General features: G+C 36.8%; 11 protein-coding genes. 7 read left to right on the forward strand and 4 right to left on the reverse strand.

Going from position 1 to position 18,883, the window contains the following annotated elements; genetic code table 11:
• Nucleotides 1-11 precede the first annotated feature (11 nt).
• Together ACHZAX_RS20670 and ACHZAX_RS20675 are read left to right on the forward strand one after the other, a co-directional pair.
• Nucleotides 12-1,904, forward strand: coding sequence for a hypothetical protein (locus ACHZAX_RS20670; protein ID WP_320020395.1), 1,893 nt, complete (start codon nt 12-14; stop codon nt 1,902-1,904).
• Nucleotides 1,905-1,917: 13 nt separating this feature from the next.
• Nucleotides 1,918-2,262, forward strand: a complete 345-nt coding sequence (locus ACHZAX_RS20675) for a hypothetical protein (protein ID WP_320020396.1) — start codon at nt 1,918-1,920, stop codon at nt 2,260-2,262.
• A gap of 696 nt (nt 2,263-2,958) precedes the next feature.
• On the opposite strand, the gene ACHZAX_RS20680 is transcribed toward ACHZAX_RS20675, so the two are convergent.
• Nucleotides 2,959-3,606 carry a hypothetical protein gene (locus tag ACHZAX_RS20680; protein ID WP_180327423.1) on the reverse strand — a complete coding sequence of 216 codons (648 nt, stop codon included), beginning with the start codon at nt 3,604-3,606 and terminating at the stop codon, nt 2,959-2,961.
• 469 nt (nt 3,607-4,075) lie between these two features.
• Between ACHZAX_RS20680 and ACHZAX_RS20685 the strand changes: the two genes are divergently transcribed.
• Nucleotides 4,076-4,603: an REP-associated tyrosine transposase gene (locus tag ACHZAX_RS20685; protein WP_394698310.1), complete on the forward strand. Its 528-nt coding sequence runs from the start codon at nt 4,076-4,078 to the stop codon at nt 4,601-4,603.
• A 758-nt stretch (nt 4,604-5,361) separates the two neighbouring features.
• Here ACHZAX_RS20685 and ACHZAX_RS20690 read toward each other — a convergent pair.
• Both ACHZAX_RS20690 and ACHZAX_RS20695 read right to left on the reverse strand, forming a co-directional pair.
• Nucleotides 5,362-6,498 carry a Fic family protein gene (locus tag ACHZAX_RS20690; protein ID WP_320020397.1) on the reverse strand — a complete coding sequence of 379 codons (1,137 nt, stop codon included), beginning with the start codon at nt 6,496-6,498 and terminating at the stop codon, nt 5,362-5,364.
• 165 nt (nt 6,499-6,663) lie between these two features.
• Nucleotides 6,664-10,068 (reverse strand): hypothetical protein, encoded by a 3,405-nt coding sequence (locus ACHZAX_RS20695; protein WP_320020398.1) that lies wholly within the window; start codon nt 10,066-10,068, stop codon nt 6,664-6,666.
• Nucleotides 10,069-10,309: 241 nt separating this feature from the next.
• Between ACHZAX_RS20695 and ACHZAX_RS20700 the strand changes: the two genes are divergently transcribed.
• The 4 genes from ACHZAX_RS20700 to gltX all read left to right on the forward strand — a co-directional run bounded on the left by ACHZAX_RS20700 (nt 10,310) and on the right by gltX (nt 16,646).
• Complete coding sequence (locus ACHZAX_RS20700; protein WP_320020434.1) at nt 10,310-11,488, forward strand: 3-deoxy-D-manno-octulosonic acid transferase; 1,179 nt, start codon at nt 10,310-10,312, stop codon at nt 11,486-11,488.
• Nucleotides 11,489-11,908: 420 nt separating this feature from the next.
• Entirely contained in the window at nt 11,909-14,425 is a 2,517-nt protein-coding gene (locus ACHZAX_RS20705) for an adenosylcobalamin-dependent ribonucleoside-diphosphate reductase (protein ID WP_394698298.1), read from the forward strand.
• A gap of 221 nt (nt 14,426-14,646) precedes the next feature.
• Nucleotides 14,647-15,036: a response regulator gene (locus ACHZAX_RS20710; protein WP_245870346.1), complete on the forward strand. Its 390-nt coding sequence runs from the start codon at nt 14,647-14,649 to the stop codon at nt 15,034-15,036.
• Between the two features lie 77 nt (nt 15,037-15,113).
• A complete protein-coding gene (gltX, locus tag ACHZAX_RS20715) occupies nt 15,114-16,646 on the forward strand; it encodes a glutamate--tRNA ligase (RefSeq protein ID WP_320020400.1) in 1,533 nt (510 codons plus the stop codon).
• A 260-nt stretch (nt 16,647-16,906) separates the two neighbouring features.
• Here gltX and ACHZAX_RS20720 read toward each other — a convergent pair whose 3' ends face one another.
• Nucleotides 16,907-18,619 carry a glutamine--tRNA ligase/YqeY domain fusion protein gene (locus ACHZAX_RS20720; RefSeq protein ID WP_320020401.1) on the reverse strand — a complete coding sequence of 571 codons (1,713 nt, stop codon included), beginning with the start codon at nt 18,617-18,619 and terminating at the stop codon, nt 16,907-16,909.
• Between the last annotated feature and the right edge of the window lie 264 nt (nt 18,620-18,883).

Below are 18,883 nucleotides of genomic sequence, written 5' to 3' on the forward strand. Positions count from 1 at the left end.
GCTAGCAGGTGATGATGAAAGACCTTTATTTTGTCAATTACGAAGAACAGAATATTGTAATTAATTATGAAATGGTTGATGAGCAGAAAAATCTGACATATATAACACCATCAGGAAAACCATTCGTACTACCACAATCGTATCAGCCTTCATTTACAGGAACTATTAATGGGAATGAGCCACGTGATTTATTAGGAATACCAAGAGGTACTTTGCTAGGATTTAAGGACAATAATGGTAAAAAATGGCTGGCAAACTTCACAGATCCAAGCAATGGCTCAATTTCTTTCAATGGATACAAGAATGACAAAGAGATAAAAGAAATTAAAATTACCCAAGGTAACGAGCACAATATACTTGCTGGTATCGAAAACAATGATTGTCATTTAGAAATACTATTTGGTAAATTTAACTATTCAATTGAGTTTGATAAGAATTATAGAGGTGAAGGGGAAATAATAAAAGGAGAGGAAGTTCAGTTTGCGGATAAAGAATTTCTTGTGAAATCGATTCGCTTATATGATAATTGTATACCTGATCATTGGTTGGAGTTACCATCTATTAATTATGAAATATTCTCCAACAATGTTTCTGCACGCTACAATGCTTATGAAAAAGGAGGAGTGTTATGTAAACTTAGTACTGGAAACTATTACTATAGCAATACTGACCTCAATGGTGAAGCTTTTTACATGATGTGGAACGAAGTTGGAGAACGATGGGATTTATGGACTCCACCAAATCCTGATTGTCTGTCTTGTGAATTGAGAGAACTTCTAACAATTAGAACACTTGTTGGGCTTTTTGTTGAGGATGGGCATATGATGCTTGATGTAATTGGTATGGTACCTGTTGTAGGAGAACTAGCTGATGGTTTAAATGGAGTATGGTATCTAATTGAAGGCGAAAATGGAGAGGCGGCCATGTGTATGGCATCTGCGGTTCCTTTTATTGGATGGGTATCAAAAGGTGGTAAATGGTTTTTAAAAGGAGGAAAGAAAGTATCTTCATTTGTTGTTAAGAATAGCGATAATGCTCTAAAGATTATAAAGAAAAATGAAAATATATTTGCTGAAATAACCAAACGTATTAATGATAGTCCAAATTTCAGTATTGAATCAGTTGAATTATTAACCACCGACCTTAAAAGCAATGAGAAATTATTAAATTCGCTTATTGAAAAGCCTGAGTTTGTCGAAAGTTGGAAAGTTTTATCAGACTTCCCTCTTTTAAGAAAGAATCCCGGAAACCTTGAAGTTTTAAGTAAGGTGAAAGGTAAATTTACTTATGGAGGCAAAACGGGGCAGGACGCACTTGAGGAAATATTTACCGGACATAAGAGCGCGCAGAAGTTTATTGATAATTTCAAAAGCTATGATAATTTATTGGGCGATGTAGATGTTTTAACAGTTTCTGGGATTAAATCATCTTCTGAAGTTCGAATTTTAAATAATGGTAATCAAGTTGGGAAATTCGTTGATGGAAAACTAAATGTAAATTATTCGGGATTTGGGGGAGATGTAGTTTGTGATGTTGACAAGACAACTACAATACTTGGGAAATGGGAAGACCCCGCAGGTGGTGGTACAAGCGAAATAATAAATTCAAAACTGTCAAAATCAGGTCAAAATCATGGAGGAGCAAATGCTTTAAGTGAAAGTATTCCTGATGGATGGTCTGACAAACAAATTTGGGATAATATAAATGAACCTTGGTTAAGAGATGCTGCCGAAAGAAGTGATATAATTAGAGTTGTCTCCGACCCTACATTACCATCAAATATTTACAAACCAGATGGTACTCTTTCTTTTTTTGGTAAAGAACATGAATTGTTGACTAAACCTGTTTCGCAAGGTGGTTTAGGTTATACTTATAATCCAGGGACATATACTTATATAAAATAAATTAGTTTACAACATGAAGGAAGTTGGGAAATACAATGTTGATAAGTTAGAAATCAAATATATAGAACAAAGACATGAAGGTCTAGAAGCTTGGGTTCGAAGGGCGAAAAGTGATTGGATTAGACTGGACTTTATGTTAGAATATTACCTCTTCGGAAATGTGAATTTATCGAAGGAGTACAAAAGTCAGTTAATAGAAAAGATGAAGGCAAAGCAATACTATGAATTATTCTATGATAAATTTATTCAAGCAATAAAAAATGGGCGTAAATTTGATTTTCAAGAATATATAGATTGGCAGAGATGCAATCGTTCAGAAATAGATGAAGTTCTTAAACTACTTCATAACCCCTTGTAATTTTACTTTCATAATAAAAGCATCCATGAACTGGTAAACGAGGTTTTTATCGGTTGGGTTCATTTTACTAATTTCATTAATGCGGTTCAGGGTTGCTTTGTCTATTTCCTGTTCCGAATTGCCTACCAGATAATCCAAAGAAACCCCCGCTAGTGCGAGCTTGCAGCTCGTATTCTGCGGAGCAGTAATACTTTAAATGTTCCAGCAACAGGAATAATATTAAGTGAATTGAATTTTGTTTACCTTAGGCTGACAATTAAATTTTTATAGGATTTGAGCCGAAAATATAAGTTTCAATAATCCTGTGGAAGCAGGTTTTGTAGAAGAGGCACATCACTGGAAATACAGTAGTGCAAAAAATTATGCTGGAGAAGTAGGACAGGTTCCAGTTGAAATATTGTAGCGTTTTAACTACTTCGTAGAACACGAGCTGCAAGCTCGCGCTAGCAAGGGGGAATTACAATTCCAGAACACCATAATTAAAAAGAGAGCTTCGTGTCTCTCTTTTTAGCTAAATAGTAAGTGTTTTATCTCGTAATTTTTTTATCATTTTTCTTCTGATTTTCAATTATAATCCTTGCACTTTTATTTGCTCTCATTATAAATTTAATAATAAAAAAAACAAATGACAGAATTAAAATAATTAGCACAGATAAGATTGAATATCCTGTGGGAGTGTATGCACTAAACATGTCTTTATATTTTAGGAGTTTTTATAACTGGATATCTTTCGTTATTTATTGACATTTGGACATTAACGTTACGGGTTTTTAAGTAAGCATAACCAGATATCACGATTGGTGATTTTGAAAATCCAACTCCCAACACCTTAAAAATAATTTCATTTTTACATAAAAAAACCATAGTATTTGGCGTATAAAATGAACAATAATTGTCCCAAGGAGTATCAAAGCCTATAAATCCAAATGAATAATCAAGTAATACCTTAACCTTGCCATCAACACCAGCGCTACCATCGAAATACAAATAAACTGTCAAATAAGTATTTCTAATTATAGTTCTAAAACGATCTGAAAATGTGAATTTATAACCTGTTGCATATTCATCTTCAGCTATTTTTGTTTTATTTAAAGATTTTAATTCAATTCCATCTTCAAGTTTTTGCATAAATTCCTCAAAATCTTCTAATGATTGAAACTGAATTATGTTTTTAATGGAACCTCCAATATCTTTTTCATTTTTGAACTCAATCCCATACTTTGTTTCAAGTCTTGATATTTCATTCTCCTTGATTTGCATCTCCTCAGAATGATTCTCTTTATCACAACTTGAAAATGTAATAATCAAAAGAAGAATGGCGAGATGTATTAATAATTTCCTCATATTATATATTAAAATAACAAGCACTTCCATTCATAATATATCATATTGATTCGAAAGTTAAAATTTTTATGGATAAAATCAAAAGTTGTGGGAGATTTACCCCCGCTAGTGCGAGCTTGTAGCTTGTGTTTGGGGATTTGTTATCCCTTGTCATTCCCTCACTTTCCGCCATTCTTCGTCTTGTGATACCAATGGAAAAATATTCGTAATCGAGATACAGGCTTAAAATTCAAATTATTCTCTTACTATTCAGGAAAACATGCGCTGCAAGCGTGCAAAGAGCTCCCTCTGCTAGTGCGAGCTTGTAGCTCGTATTCAGCACAGCAGAAGAAGAACCAAGCTGTAGGTTGATTATAATACTCAACATATGATTTTATTCTTCATAATTTCAATATATTGTTTATTTTAGAGAGAATAAAAAGCAAACGGATTTGAGTTGAAAATATAAGTTTGACTTCGTCGATTTTTAATTCATAACAAAGAAGGCCTGTACTTTGTTAGCTTTGCAACAGTATATTGGATTGATATTTTTGTTCGGGAGCAATATTTTGCTGCTGTTGCCAAGAGTTTAGAGTATTGTTGCAAAAATAAAAGAATGGTTATTTATGCTTACTGCATTATGCCTAGTCATATACATTTGATATTTAATGCTCAAAATTCTGATCCGGGTAAAATTATAAAAGAGTTTAAAACCTATTCATCAAAATACCTTCAAAGCTTAATTGAAGAAAATCCACAAGAAAGTAGAAAAGAATGGATGCTTTGGATGATGGAGCGTGCAGGAAAAATGAATAGCAATGTAAAAAACCGCCAATTCTGGCAACAAAATTACAAACCCATCGAATTGTGGAGTAGTAAAGTAATCTCTCAAAAATTAGATTACATTCACAATAATCCTATGGAAGCAGGTTTTGTAAAAGAGGCACATCACTGGAAATACAGTAGTGTTATAAATTATGCTGGAGAAGTAGGACAGGTTCCAGTTGAAATATTGTAGCGTTTTAACTACTTCGTAGAACACGAGCTGCAAGCTCGCGCTAGCAGGGGCTCGTAATGATAAGCAAGACATAATAATCTCAATGACACAAATTCTTATTCCATTCGCTTCTCTTACTTACAAAGTAGTTTTGAGTCGCATTATTACAAATGTAGCAGTTCAAAAAATTATGCTGGTGAAGACAAAGAACAATACTACTATCATAAATTAAGTAATAATCTGTCAAGCTATTTCAGGAGAAGACATTCCGCCACAAGTTTGAAGTGTTCCGCCGTAAGTCTGAAGTATTCCGCCCTAAGTTTGAAGTGTTCCGGCGTAAGTCTAAGGCTTTCCGGCATAAGTCTGAAGTGTTCCGCCACAAGTCTAAGGCTTTCCGGCGCAAGTTTGCAATTGTGCGCCACCGGTAATCCCAAAACTGATGTTGAAAGCGGATAAACCGGGCATAACAAGGGAGAAAGTGGGAAGGAACAAGGATAAAGAAACAAGTATCAGGTACAAAGCAGCAAGGAACAAGGATAAAAGGAGTACTTACAAGCAAGGCTCTATCTTCTGAAAATCTGAGCAACTTGTGGCAATTAGCAAGACATAAATTCGGTATTTTGGCACAAGCCCTAAAAATAAGCCCTCACTTCCATACTGCCCACATGAATGGTTTTGCCACCCTCGCTGTTGCGTCCATTGTACGAAACGCTCAATGGAAATAGTTTGCTTAGTTGTTGTTGTTGTTGTTGTTGTTGTTGTGGGATTGTATGTTATCCTTATTTATTTTGAAATATATTAAAATATTCAGCAAATATAAATTTACGATTTCGTTTATATCCAGTTAATTCTGAGAGTATCTCCAAATCGATTAGATCTTTAATTAATCTATTGGCCGTGGATGGTGAGATCTGTAATAGTTCAGAAACTTGTTTTGAATCGATTATTGGTATTTGAAAAAGTTGTTTCATTAGTTGTTGTCCTTTTTCAATTTTACTTCCAAGCTTTGGGAGTTTTTCTGTTTCAATTTTATTTTTAAGTGTAATAATATCTTTAAATACTTGAATTGATCCATTTGAAGTTTCGATGACACCAACTAAGAAAAATTTTATCCATTGTATTAAGTTACTGTTCGTTCGGACTGTCATTAGATTATCGTAATAGTAACCTTTATTCTTTTCAAAAAAGTCAGATAAGTATAAAGATGGTTTCTTTAATACATTGCTACTCACTAAATAAAGAGTAATAATAAGTCTTCCTAACCTGCCATTTCCATCTAAAAAAGGGTGAATCGTTTCAAATTGGTAATGTGCTATCGCGATTTTAATTAAATGTGGTATATGATTTTCTTCATCATTCAGAAATTTTTCAAAATCACTCATTAATTCAATTATCTCAGAATGATGAGGAGGAATGAATATGGCATCTTTAAGTGTTGCACCAATCCAGTTTTGACTGGTTCTGAACTCACCGGGTATTTTGTGTTTTCCGCGAACACCGGATAATATTATTTTATGGGTGTTTTTTATTAATCGGTTAGAAATAGGAAGTTTTTCTAATTCTTTAATAGATGTATTTATTGCTTTTATATAATTCTGAACTTCAGACCAATCGTCTCTTTTTTCTGGATTAATGTCTTCCTCTTTAATTAAAGCTTCCTCCATGTTCGTTTTTGTTCCTTCAATCCGACTTGAGGTTGTTGCTTCTTTTAGTATATGCATACTAATAAAGAAGTCTACATCAGGAATAATTTGGGAAAAGGCATTTAATTCACCAATTAGCCTATTTGCTTCTGCCAAAAGTTTATTTACTTCAGGAGTAGATATTATCCATTCATGGTTAATTTTTTCTGGAGAAAATGATTTGTATTCTATTTGTTTTATGTGTTTACCAGAAACGAAATTACTTAAATCCATATTCTTATTTTTTCGTATATATGCAAATATACAATTTTATATTTTCAAAAAACACAGTAAATGAAAATACAGGATTCTGTATTTTTACTTTTACACTGAATCTATACTTTTGAGTATAATTTAACCACTACTTTCAATCCTGATTGATAGGTAAAGAAATATCCTCTAAAAATAAGCCCTCACCTCCATGCTGCCCACGTGAATGGTTTTGCCGCCTTCGCTGTTGCGGCCGTTGTACGAAACGCTCAATTGAAATAGTTTGCTTAGTTGTTGGTTGTATCCCAGACTCCAGGTTGTGTTGTTGCCGGGTAAAAAACCTTCCAGCATTTCGTAGGCTATCGAGCTGTTCGAATCGGCATTAAAATCAACCATCAAAAAATTAACAGTTGCCATCAATTTGCCGGTTTTGGCTAGGGAATACTGGCAGTCGGCTCCTATGTTGTGTGCGCTCGATTTCTCCGTTGCCAAATTGTTTTCTTTGCTGTTGTAGGTGTAGTTCAATCCGAACTGAAAGGCCAGTGTTGGCTGAAACTGAAGCTTTAATTCGTTCTTAATTTCCTGCAAAGAGTAATTTTTATTGGCGAACGATTCATTGTTAAGGTTCTTTTCGCCAAAATCGGTTCGGTTGCTCAACTGGTTCGAATCTCCAATTTTCCACTGAAAGCGAAAGCCATTCTGCATAAATTTTCTGCGTTCAAAACCTTGAGTAAGCAGTTGCTTCCCGTTGCTACTTAAATGAATAAGGTCCCAATTGGTTTTCGATTTTGGTTTGCGGTACGAGAAGGTATTCTGAAAACTCGAATTAATGGTGATGAGGTTTTCATTGGAGGCATGAGCCAAGAAAGGATTCGCGTACAGAGTAAAATCATTTTTCAAACTCTTTTTCGAAATGCGGTAGGCAAAGCGGTTGTTGAATCGTTTCAAAAAAGAGACGAACTTTTGTTTCGATTTAATTTGACTCAATCGCAAATTGAATGTCTGCCGGAATTCGCTGGTAAACACCTTTTGATAATTGTTGGTATTGGTGCCCACACGAATGTAATTGGCCTCATCTTTAAAACTGGCAACCTCAAATTCGTTAATTTCTTTTACTTCATTGGCGTTGTAATCTGTCCAACGGTAAATTCCCTGTCCTTCGTTTACCTCCACAAACGAAAATTCTTTTTCGCTTTCCAAACCCGATCCCAGTTCGTAGTAGGTCGAAGTTTGCAGCAATCCTTTTTTAATTCGTGCCTGATGTTCCAGTTTTCCTAAAAAAGTGTTTTCGGGCTTCTCGTCGGTGTAGCTGTTGTCCAGAATCGATAGTTTTCGGTAAATCGTTTCTATTTTCAGCTGATTTTTCCGGTTCTTCTTCAGCCAGACTTGTGCCCCAAAATCCTGCGATTCGCTTTGTGCCTTCAGGTCATTTGCCTTGGGCAGAAAATCTTTTCTTTTCTGGTAGTAGGTCTGAAATTGATTCTCGGATGAATCACGGTTGGTAATATATACTTTATAGGAATGAAAAGAAGAGCTGTTTGCCAACAGATCACGACTATTTTTGTCCTCCCACTGATTGTTTTCGCTTTCGGTTTGCACACCAATTTTCGCAAAACCAAGTGCATAAGATGTATTCAGCTGGTGCCGGTAAAATTTTGTTTCAAGGCTTTCCTGATCGGTGGCCAAAGCATTTCCTGTAAAATCTATTGCCAGATTCTTTTTTGAAAACTGCAAACCCAAAGAATGTTTGTTTCCCTGATAATCGCTGTCCTTTTTCAAAACAGAGAATTCGTATCCGGCCTGTCCCCAGTTTTGATTCGAAAAAACGTTGCTTAGCGAATAAAAATTCTCATTCGAATCCGTAAAGTCATCCTGTAAATTCCAGTCCCGTTTAAATTCTGCCGATCGGAATGGCTCTATTTCCGAAAAGTTTTTATGGATATGATGAAAACTCAGTTTCGTTTTCAGAAGTGTAAGAGTATCCGTAAAGTTGGAATTTTTCTCCAGCGAAAAATCTACAGAAATGCCTTGATTGTCGCCATCGTCAAGTGAAGAAAAGGTATTCAGATCACGATTGCTCAGCGCCAATTCGAATTTCGAATTCAGGTTTTCGGTCAGGTTCACATCGCCGCCAAAGGAATACATTTGTTGTTTTTGTGGAGCGACCAATTGTACTACCGGCTCAAATTCTCCTTGCGGAACTCCGTTTACCGGATCAATCCATTGGTAAACCCGACCATTGGCAGCACCATTTACTTGCTGGTAGTTTCCGTTATTTGCTCCCGTAAAAGAAAAGTTGGCCCGGTAAATGGCACTGTCGGCATTGGTGGAGTATTGGTAAACGTCGTATTCAATGTTCTCAATGCTTCGCTTGATTTTTTTGTACAAAACAAAGTCGTTCGAATAGTCAACTTCTTCAACATTGGGAACCTTCGCTAATTCCAGATTGTCTCCAATAGTACTAAGCATCAGTTTGTTTTCATCGCTTAGCGACTGATCGATAGACTGACTTTTGCTGTCCTGTTCGTGATAGAAATTGAACCAGAATTTTCCTATTCCGGTTTTTAGCTCATTGCCGTTAAAAAGCAAGTACCTCGAATAGTTTTCTTCCGAATATTCAAATTCAATAATGATTCGGGAGTTTCGGGTGATCGGTTGTTTTGTGGTAAATGAAAGTTCCGCAGTATTGTAATTTATCACGTAATCGTTTTGTTCTCCTCTGTTCAGAAGCTTTCCATCCACAAAAACTTTTTCGGTGCCCGCCAAAACAATAATATAGCTTTCGTTGTTGGCGCCAATCATTCGGTAAGGTCCTTGAATTCCTTCCGAACCTTGTACTTCCATTCTGTTGAATTTGCCCTTGGCAATGGAGGCACTGATGGTCGATCGAAATTCGATTTTGCTCTTTTTTCCTTTTGCCAGCAGACCGGAGAATTTTCCTCCCTGCACTTTTTTGTAGAAGCGCATGAATTTTCCCGTTGGAGACTGCACCTCATAATCGCCCAAAGTGAGTTCTTTGGTGTCATCGTATAATTGAATGTAGATGCGATCAAAATCATTAATGGTTTGCGTGTTTCCGTCGGGTTGTATGGGGATGTTGTTGTCGGATATTGCAGCTAAAATGCTTACATCATTGGTTAGTTTGCCTGATAGCTGCAGGTTCAGGTTCGAGTTCACTACCACATCCTGATTGTTGCCGTAAGAGATACCGCGGGTATAATTGCCCTGTTTCTCCAATTGTCCGCCCGAGAAAGATTCCCCTCTTTTGTAGGAAGAATTTATTGCGAAAGTATTGGGTCGCCTATCACCAGAAAGATTTAATTGCGATAAATCCCGGTTGTATCTTGGCTTTGTTATGTTGTAATCGAATACGCGGTATTCAATTTTAACCGATTCGCTTTTTTGTTTCAGTTCCTGCGAAGGAATAAAACTTCCTTTGCCAACAATTATCTGATACCAATCTTTACTTACCAGTTCATTTTGCTGATACACTTTTACGGTTCCCGGTAATATCATCATAGAATCCAATTGAATCGTATCCTGAGTAAGATGTACGACCTTGCTTCTTAAATTGCTTTGAGTTTGACCAAGCATTTTAAAACCAGATAAAATCAGCAATATAAAGAGGACTTGGAATCTCAAATGAGTATATATCTATTTTAGTAATGGGTTCCGATCTGTAAAAATGAAATCGCTTGGTGTTAAAACGAAATCCTACACCTAAAATTATTAGTTTTGCAGAGAATAAATATAAGGAAGCTATTCCGGTTAACAGTAACAAATTTCAATTATGGTTCTCTTTTACAACCTTTCGATACAATTCTATGTTTTGGCAGTGCGAGTTGCAGCTTTTTTTAATCCAAAAGCAAAGCAATGGGTGGATGGCAGAAAGAATCTGCTGCCTAAAATTGCAGAGGCGGTTAATGGAGAAGAGAATTTAGTCTGGTTTCATTCTGCATCATTGGGCGAATTTGAGCAAGGCCGGCCGGTCATCGAAAAGTTCAAAGAGGAGCATCCCGAATATAAAATAGTACTCACCTTCTTCTCTCCATCGGGTTATGAGGTTCGTAAAGATTACGCTGGCGCGGATTTTATTTTCTACTTACCAGCCGATTTTCCTTCCTATGCTCGAAAGTTTGTCGATTTGGTAAATCCCAAAATGGCATTCTTTATTAAGTATGAGTTTTGGAATCATTACCTGAAGGAATTGAAAAAAAGAAATATCCCAACCTATATATTCTCAACTATTTTCAGACCCAAGCAACTGTTTTTTAAGCCTTGGGGCGGATTTTACCGAAGAATGCTATCCGCTTTCACTCATTTTTTTGTGCAGAATCAGGAGTCGGAAGATTTATTGAAAGGTATTGGTTTTACGAATGTGTCGATAGCAGGAGATACACGATTCGATAGAGTGTATTCAATTGCTACCGGATCGAAGACATTACCCAAAGTAGAGGGTTTTAGTCAAGGGAGATTGGTTTTAATTGCAGGCAGCACCTGGCCAAAAGATGAAGAATTCCTGATTAATTATATCAATACCTCTAAAAATAACTACAAATACATTATTGCCGCTCATGAGGTTGACGAGAGCCATATAGAGAATATTGTTGACCAGATTCAGAAACCTTGGGTTCGATACACGAATGCCTCAAAAGAGGAAATTGAAACGGCCGAAGTTTTGGTGATTGATTGTATTGGAGTTCTTTCTTCTTTGTACCGATATGGTGATGTTTCATATATCGGAGGTGGTTTTGGTCGTGGAATTCACAATACTTTAGAGGCCGCTACCTTTGGTTTGCCCATTATTTTTGGTCCCAATTACCACAAATTTCAAGAGGCAAAAGATCTGATTGAATTGGGGGCTTCATATTCTTATGAAAAATATGAAGAGTTGCAGATTCTTTTAGATAACTATTTTGAAAATGAAAAGGAGCGACGAATTTCGGGTGAAAAATCAAAAAAATACGTCGACTCAAAAAGAGGAGCAAGTGCTCAAATTCTTTCCGTAATTTAATCCTAACTGAACCAAATTATTAGTTTGATTTTTAAAAACTCAATGTTTGTTGAGGGTGCCGCGTTTTGTAAACTTGTTTTTATTAAAAGTGCTTTTTTGGTGACGAAAATGCTTGTGAATACCAATTGCTTTTTTAAGTAAATTTCATCAGATATTTTCTTTTTTGAAAACTTTTCACTTTTTTATTAAAGTTACATGTCTGTAGGTGAATCTATTAACATGTTTTTGTGGATAACTTTATTTTAAAGTTGTGTAATAATATTGCTCGGTGTTATCAAGTTGTGTACCTTGCATACTACAAAATTTGCCCTGTTGAAAAGGGGCAAATTATTGATAATAAACAAAGAAACTTATATAATTAACCCCACTTTTTTACGATTCTTAATGGAAGTACAAGAGAAGAAGCAACAAGCAACGGAAATGAACGAAACTTTCAATCCCGAAGAAGCGTTTCAGGCAACATTTCAATATTTCAATGGAGATGAACTGGCAGCACGTGTTTGGTTGAACAAGTACGCGTTGAAGGACTCTTATGGAAATATTTATGAAAAGACGCCGGATGATATGCATCGACGAATTGCATCAGAAATTGCAAGAGTTGAGAAAAACTACCCAAACCCACTAAGCGAAGAAGAAATTTTCGCGGTGCTAAAAGATTTTAAATACATCGTACCTCAGGGAAGTCCTATGTCGGGAATTGGAAACCGATACCAGATTGCATCCTTGTCGAACTGCTTTGTAATTGGAAATGATGGAGATTCTGATTCTTATGGAGGAATTATGAAGATTGATCAGGAGCAAGTGCAGCTGATGAAACGAAGAGGTGGTGTAGGACACGATCTTTCTCATATTCGTCCTAAAGGTTCACCTGTTAAGAATTCTGCTTTGACTTCGACAGGAATTGTTCCTTTTATGGAGCGTTATTCCAATTCAACCCGTGAGGTTGCTCAAGATGGTCGACGCGGAGCGTTAATGTTGAGTGTTTCTGTTCGTCATCCCGATTCGGAAGATTTTATTGATGCGAAAATGGAGCAGGGTAAAGTTACCGGAGCCAATGTTTCTGTAAAAATGCACGATGAGTTTATGCAGGCCGTTGTTGATGGAACCGAATTCACACAGCAATACCCAATTAATTCAAAGAATCCTACCTACAGCAAAAGTATTGATGCTGGTAAGCTTTGGAACAAAATTGTTCACAACGCCTGGAAATCAGCAGAACCGGGAATTTTATTCTGGGATACTATCGAAAGAGAATCGGTTCCTGACTGTTATGCAGATTTAGGATACAAAACGGTTTCTACGAATCCTTGCGGCGAAATTCCATTGTGTCCGTATGATAGCTGTCGTTTGCTGGCTATCAATTTGTACAGTTACGTTGAAAATCCATTTACAGAGAAGGCTGAATTTAATTTCGGATTGTTCCGTAAGCATGTGGCTATGGCTCAAAGAATGATGGATGACATCATTGATTTGGAGTTGGAGAAAATTGATGCAATTATTGAGAAGATCGAAGAGGATCCTGAAGGCAGTGAGATTAAGAGAGTAGAGCGTAATCTTTGGAAAAATATACGCGAGAAAGCAGAAGAAGGAAGAAGAACCGGAGTGGGAATTACTGCTGAAGGAGATATGCTTGCCGGTTTAAATCTGCGTTACGGAACAGATGAAGCAATTGATTTTTCTGTTGAAGTTCACAAAACAATTGCTGTAGAAGCTTATCGTTCTTCAGTACATATGGCTAAAGACCGGGGAGCATTCAAAATCTACGACAAAGAGCGTGAAAGCAAAAACCCATTTATTTTGCGCTTAAAGGAAGCAGATGAAAGCCTTTATAAAGAAATGGCTAAATACGGCCGGCGTAACATTGCCTGTTTAACGATTGCACCAACAGGAACAACCAGTTTAATGACTCAGACCACTTCAGGTATCGAGCCTGTGTTTATGCCTGTTTACAAACGAAGAAGAAAAGTAAACCCTAATGATAAAAATGTTCGTGTCGATTTTGTTGATGAGATTGGCGATAGCTGGGAAGAATTTGTGGTGTTTCATCACAAATTTGTAAGCTGGATGGAAGCCAATGGGATCAATGCCGCGCAGCATTTTACGAATGAAGAGATTGAAGATTTGGTGAAACAGTCTCCTTACTACAAAGCAACTTCTAATGATGTGGACTGGCTGCAGAAAGTCCGCATGCAGGGGAAAGTTCAAAAGTGGGTTGATCATTCGATTAGTGTAACCGTTAATCTTCCAAATGATGTGCCTGAATCTCTAGTAGGAGAATTGTATATCGAAGCTTGGAAAAGTGGATGTAAAGGTTGTACGGTTTACCGTGATGGTTCCCGTTCGGGTGTTCTGCTTTCCAATGATGCCAAAAAAGAGGAAGACACAGGAATGCCGGAAAAACGTCCTGAAGTATTGGAAGCTGAAGTTGTTCGTTTCCAAAATAACAAGGAAAAGTGGATTGCTTTTATTGGACTGTACAACGGACAACCATATGAAGTATTTACTGGTATTGTTGACGATGAGGAAGGTATTTTATTGCCTAAATCAGTAAGCAAGGGAGTAATTATCAAAAGAAAAGAAGAGGACGGAAGTTCTCGTTATGACTTTCAATTTTGCAATAAACGTGGTTTTAAAACAACATTCGAAGGATTATCTTACAAATTTGATAAGGAGTTTTGGAACTATGCCAAATTAATATCAGGCGTACTTCGCCATGGAATGCCAATTGAAGGTGTAGTAAATTTAGTTGCAGGTTTGCAATTGGATAGTGAGAACATCAACACATGGAAAAACGGTGTTGAGCGTGCTCTTAAAAAATACATTCCAAATGGAACAAAAGTTAAAGGAGGAATATGCGCCAGTTGTGGGTCAGAGCACATCATCTATCAGGAAGGATGTCTGATTTGTCAATCGTGCGGTACTTCAAAATGCGGATAACCAATCTATTATAACAACTACTAAACCGGGGAAACTTCAACTGAAGTTTCCCTTTTTTTAATTGTAACATAGTATTGTAAATTACATAGTTACTGGTTAAAGCTACGTGGTCACTCATCTTTTGAACAAAACGGTCAGATCTTTGGAATTTCATTTTTGTGTTACTGATAATTGAATTAACTTAGAGATAGAGAACAGTTAGACGAATACAGTAGTCAGTTATGAATTTTTCCACAAACTATAATTGGGAAGGCAAAGTACTGCTGGTTGCGGAAGATGAGGATTTTAATTTCATATTTTTGGAGGAAATACTCATGGATACCAAAGCCAGGATTATTCGTGCCAAAGATGGGCAGGAAGCACTTGATTTTATTAAGTCGGTTCCAGAGATAGATTTGGTACTAATGGACATGCAAATGCCTGTTATGAATGGTTATGACGCAACCAGAAATATCAAAAAAATAAATAAGGATATGCCAATAATTGCTCAAACGGCATATCATTACGGTGAAGCTTATGAGGAAATAATGGCTGCTGGCTGCGATGATTTTGTATCCAAACCAATTGATATTGGTGGTTTAAAAGATATGATTGACCGATTTCTATTTTAAGTTAATTTTCTGGTTTTATCTCCCCTTTACTTTTCCTCTTATTTCTTATCTTTGTTGCCAAATTAACGGATATAACAATGAACGATAAGAAAGTACGGGTTCGATTTGCTCCTAGTCCTACGGGGCCTCTTCATATGGGAGGTGTTAGAACAGCCCTTTTCAACTATTTATTTGCGAGAAAACACAATGGTGATTTTCTATTGCGTATTGAAGATACTGACCAAACAAGATATGTTCCCGGTGCGGAAGAGTATATTGCAGAATCGTTAAAATGGTGTGGAATTCAAATTGATGAAGGAGCAACTGTAGGTGGTGAATACGGGCCTTACCGCCAGTCGGAGCGCAAGCCAATGTATCGTGAGTATGCTGATCAGCTGATCGCTTCGGGGAATGCATATTATGCTTTCGATACTCCTGAAGAGTTGGATGCAATCCGAAATCAGCATGAAGAAGAGAAAAAGACTTTTACCTACAATTATGCAACCCGCGAAAATTTAAATAACTCTTTGGCTTTATCTGCGGAAGCAGTTCAAAATAAAATTGCGGCCGGCGAAGCTTATGTTGTGCGGTTTAAAATGCCGGTTGGCGAAGAATTGCAATTGGATGATGAAATAAGAGGTCGTGTAGTATTTAATACTTCCGCTTTAGACGATAAGGTGTTGTTTAAATCAGACGGAATGCCGACTTATCACTTGGCGAATGTGGTAGATGATTATTTAATGAAGATAACCCATGTAATTCGCGGGGAGGAATGGTTGCCGTCGATGCCATTGCATGTGTTGTTGTACAGATCGTTTGGGTGGAAAGATGATATGCCTAAATTTGCTCACCTTCCATTAATTTTGAAACCGGTTGGAAAAGGGAAATTAAGCAAGCGTGATGGGGATAAGTTAGGATTTCCGGTATTTCCATTGGAATGGACTGATCCTAAGACAAATGAAATTTCATCGGGATACCGTGAAGGCGGATATTTTCCTGAAGCTTTCATAAATATGCTGGCTTTTTTAGGCTGGAATCCTGGAACAGAGCAGGAGATTTTCTCAATGGAGGAGCTTTCTCAGGCATTTTCTTTGGAACGTGTGGGCAAATCGGGTTCTAAGTTCGATCCTGAGAAAACCAAATGGTTCAATCGTCAGTATCTGATGACTAAATCGGATGAAGAGATTGGAAATTTGTTTGCTGAACAGATTTTAAAAGCAAAAGGAATTGATGCTGATCAGGAAACTGTGAATAGGGTGTGTGGCATGGTGAAAGATCGTGTAGATTTTGTTTCGGAGCTTTGGGATCATGTAAATTACTTTTTTGAAGCACCTGTTGAATTCGATGCCAAAACCATTAAAAAGGGTTGGAAAGAGGATACGCCTGCCTTGGTTGAAGAATTAAAAGGCATTTTGGAAGGTGTTGAAAATTTTTCGTCAGCTAATTCTGAAGAGATTGTGAAAGAATGGATCACTGCCAAGGAAATTGGTTTTGGAAAAGTGATGAATCCTTTCCGGTTGGCTGTGGTAGGTGCTGGTAAAGGCCCTCACATGTTCGATATCATCGAAATACTTGGAAAAAAGGAAACCATGGCTCGTCTGGATTATGCAATGGAGAACATTAAAATATAATTGAGATTTTTTCTCAACAAGACAAACCACTTCCTTTGGGGAGTGGTTTTTTGGTCTTAAGAAAGTCCAGAAGTGTCTTGAATAGTCGAAAGCTGAGAGTCTCACTTAAAGTGAGTTGGTAATTATTTGTACAGTTTTAAAACAAAAAAACCTGTCAGGAAAATCCCAACAGGTTTATATATAATCAAAAGGTGTTGTGCGTAAATGCACTCTTTTTTTATTTAGTCTTGTAGCTTGCAACTGAGAGCTGACAGCTATTTTTACTTCTTTTGGGTTTTAGTCCAGGAATCTTTTAAAGAAACCGTACGGTTGAAAACTAATTTTTCTGCAGTAGAATCTTTATCCACTGAGAAATAGCCCAATCGGGTAAACTGAAAATGATCTTCAGCCTTAGCTTCTTTTAAGCTTGGTTCAACGTAACACTCGCTCAAAATTTGCAGAGAATCAGGATTAATAAATTCCTTAAAGTCTGTTTCTTTCTGAGCATCAGGTGCTTCGTGATTAAAAAGACGATCGTAGATACGAACTTCGGCTTTAGCAGCATGCTTAGCAGAAACCCAGTGAAGTGTTCCTTTTACCTTGCGCTTGCTTTCCTCGGATCCGCTGCCACTCTTAGATTTTGCATCGTAAGTACAGTGAATTTCAGTGATATTTCCATCAGTATCTTTAAGTGCTTTTTCGCACATTACAATGTAAGCAGCTTTTAATCGTACTTCCTGTCCCGGAGTCATTCTAAAGAATTTTTTAGGAGCATCTTCCATAAAATCTTCTCTCTCGATATACAATTCGCGAGAAAAAGGAATTTCACGATTTCCACTTTCCGGATCTTCAGGATTGTTTTCGATACTCAAAAATTCTTCCTGATTTTCAGGATAATTGGTAATGATCAATTTTACAGGATTCAAAACAGCCATTACACGTGGCGCAGTTTTGTTCAAATCTTCACGAACACAATGTTCTAAAAGGGAAACATCAATTACATTGTTTCGTTTTGCAACACCAATTATATCCGCAAAATTACGAATTGACGCAGGAGTAAATCCTCTTCTTCGCAATCCCGAAACAGTAGGCATTCGTGGATCATCCCATCCATTTACATGGTTATCTTTTACCAATTCCAGCAACTTACGCTTACTCATTACTGTGTAGCTTAAGTTTAAACGAGCAAATTCGCGTTGTTTTGGTCTGTAATCTGTATCAGTTAAATTATTCACAAACCACTCGTATAGCGGACGGTGAACTTCAAATTCCAATGTACAAATAGAGTGTGTAATGCCTTCAATATAATCCGACTCACCGTGAGCATAATCATACATTGGGTAAATACACCACTGGTCGCCGGTACGGTGATGATGTGCATGCATGATACGGTACATCAATGGATCGCGCATGTGCATATTTGATGAAGTCATGTCAATTTTTGCACGAAGAACTTTTTCTCCATCCTTAAATTCACCATTCTTCATTCTTTCGAATAAATCAAGATTTTCCTCTGCGCTTCGGTTGCGAAACGGACTTTCGATACCTGGCTCGGTTGGTGATTTTTTCTGCTCAGCAATTTGCGCTGCTGACTGATCATCCACATAGGCTTTTCCATCAGTAATCAACTTCACTGCCCAATCATACAATTGCTGGAAATAATCAGAAGTGTATAAAGGCTCACCATCCCACTGAAAACCTAACCATTTGATGTCATCCATAATGGAATTTACATACTCTGTGTCTTCTTTAACAGGATTTGTATCGTCGAAACGTAAATTACATTTTCCCTGATATTGTTGGGCAAGGCTAAAGTTTAGGCATATCGACTTAGCGTGTCCGATGTGTAAGTACCCGTTTGGTTCCGGAGGGAATCGTGTGTGTACTCTACCATCATTCACATTGTTTTTCAGATCTTCTTCGATAATCTGCTGGATAAAATTAAGAGATTTACTTTCGTTAACATTCTCATCTTTTACATTTTTGTTATCCATACTACTCAATTTAAAATGATACATGTATTTGCCTGAGATTCGGAACCGAATCCTGCCTTGCTTTTCGAATCGAAATGCAATTTGATAAATTTACAATAATTTATTGATCAGTTACATTATGAAACGAACAACAAAAGTATAGAAATTCCAGCAAAATCAATTACGAATTTGGAATTACGACTTACTAAATTGGTTAATACTGGTTCATAAATTGCAAATCATCATTTGGAATTCGTAATTTCTAAATTTATCTCTTATTTTCGC

This window comes from Labilibaculum manganireducens, assembly GCF_963665805.2.
GTDB classification, from domain to species: Bacteria; Bacteroidota; Bacteroidia; order Bacteroidales; family Marinifilaceae; genus Labilibaculum; species Labilibaculum manganireducens.

Coding starts and splice junctions, on each gene's coding strand:
- ACHZAX_RS20670 (WP_320020395.1), top strand. CDS start 12: ATGATGAAAGACCTTTATTTTGTCAATTACGAAGAACAGAATATTGTA.
- ACHZAX_RS20675 (WP_320020396.1), top strand. CDS start 1,918: ATGAAGGAAGTTGGGAAATACAATGTTGATAAGTTAGAAATCAAATAT.
- ACHZAX_RS20680 (WP_180327423.1), bottom strand. CDS start 3,606: ATGAGGAAATTATTAATACATCTCGCCATTCTTCTTTTGATTATTACA.
- ACHZAX_RS20690 (WP_320020397.1), bottom strand. CDS start 6,498: ATGGATTTAAGTAATTTCGTTTCTGGTAAACACATAAAACAAATAGAA.
- ACHZAX_RS20695 (WP_320020398.1), bottom strand. CDS start 10,068: ATGCTTGGTCAAACTCAAAGCAATTTAAGAAGCAAGGTCGTACATCTT.
- ACHZAX_RS20705 (WP_394698298.1), top strand. CDS start 11,909: ATGAACGAAACTTTCAATCCCGAAGAAGCGTTTCAGGCAACATTTCAA.
- ACHZAX_RS20710 (WP_245870346.1), top strand. CDS start 14,647: ATGAATTTTTCCACAAACTATAATTGGGAAGGCAAAGTACTGCTGGTT.
- gltX (WP_320020400.1), top strand. CDS start 15,114: ATGAACGATAAGAAAGTACGGGTTCGATTTGCTCCTAGTCCTACGGGG.
- ACHZAX_RS20720 (WP_320020401.1), bottom strand. CDS start 18,619: ATGGATAACAAAAATGTAAAAGATGAGAATGTTAACGAAAGTAAATCT.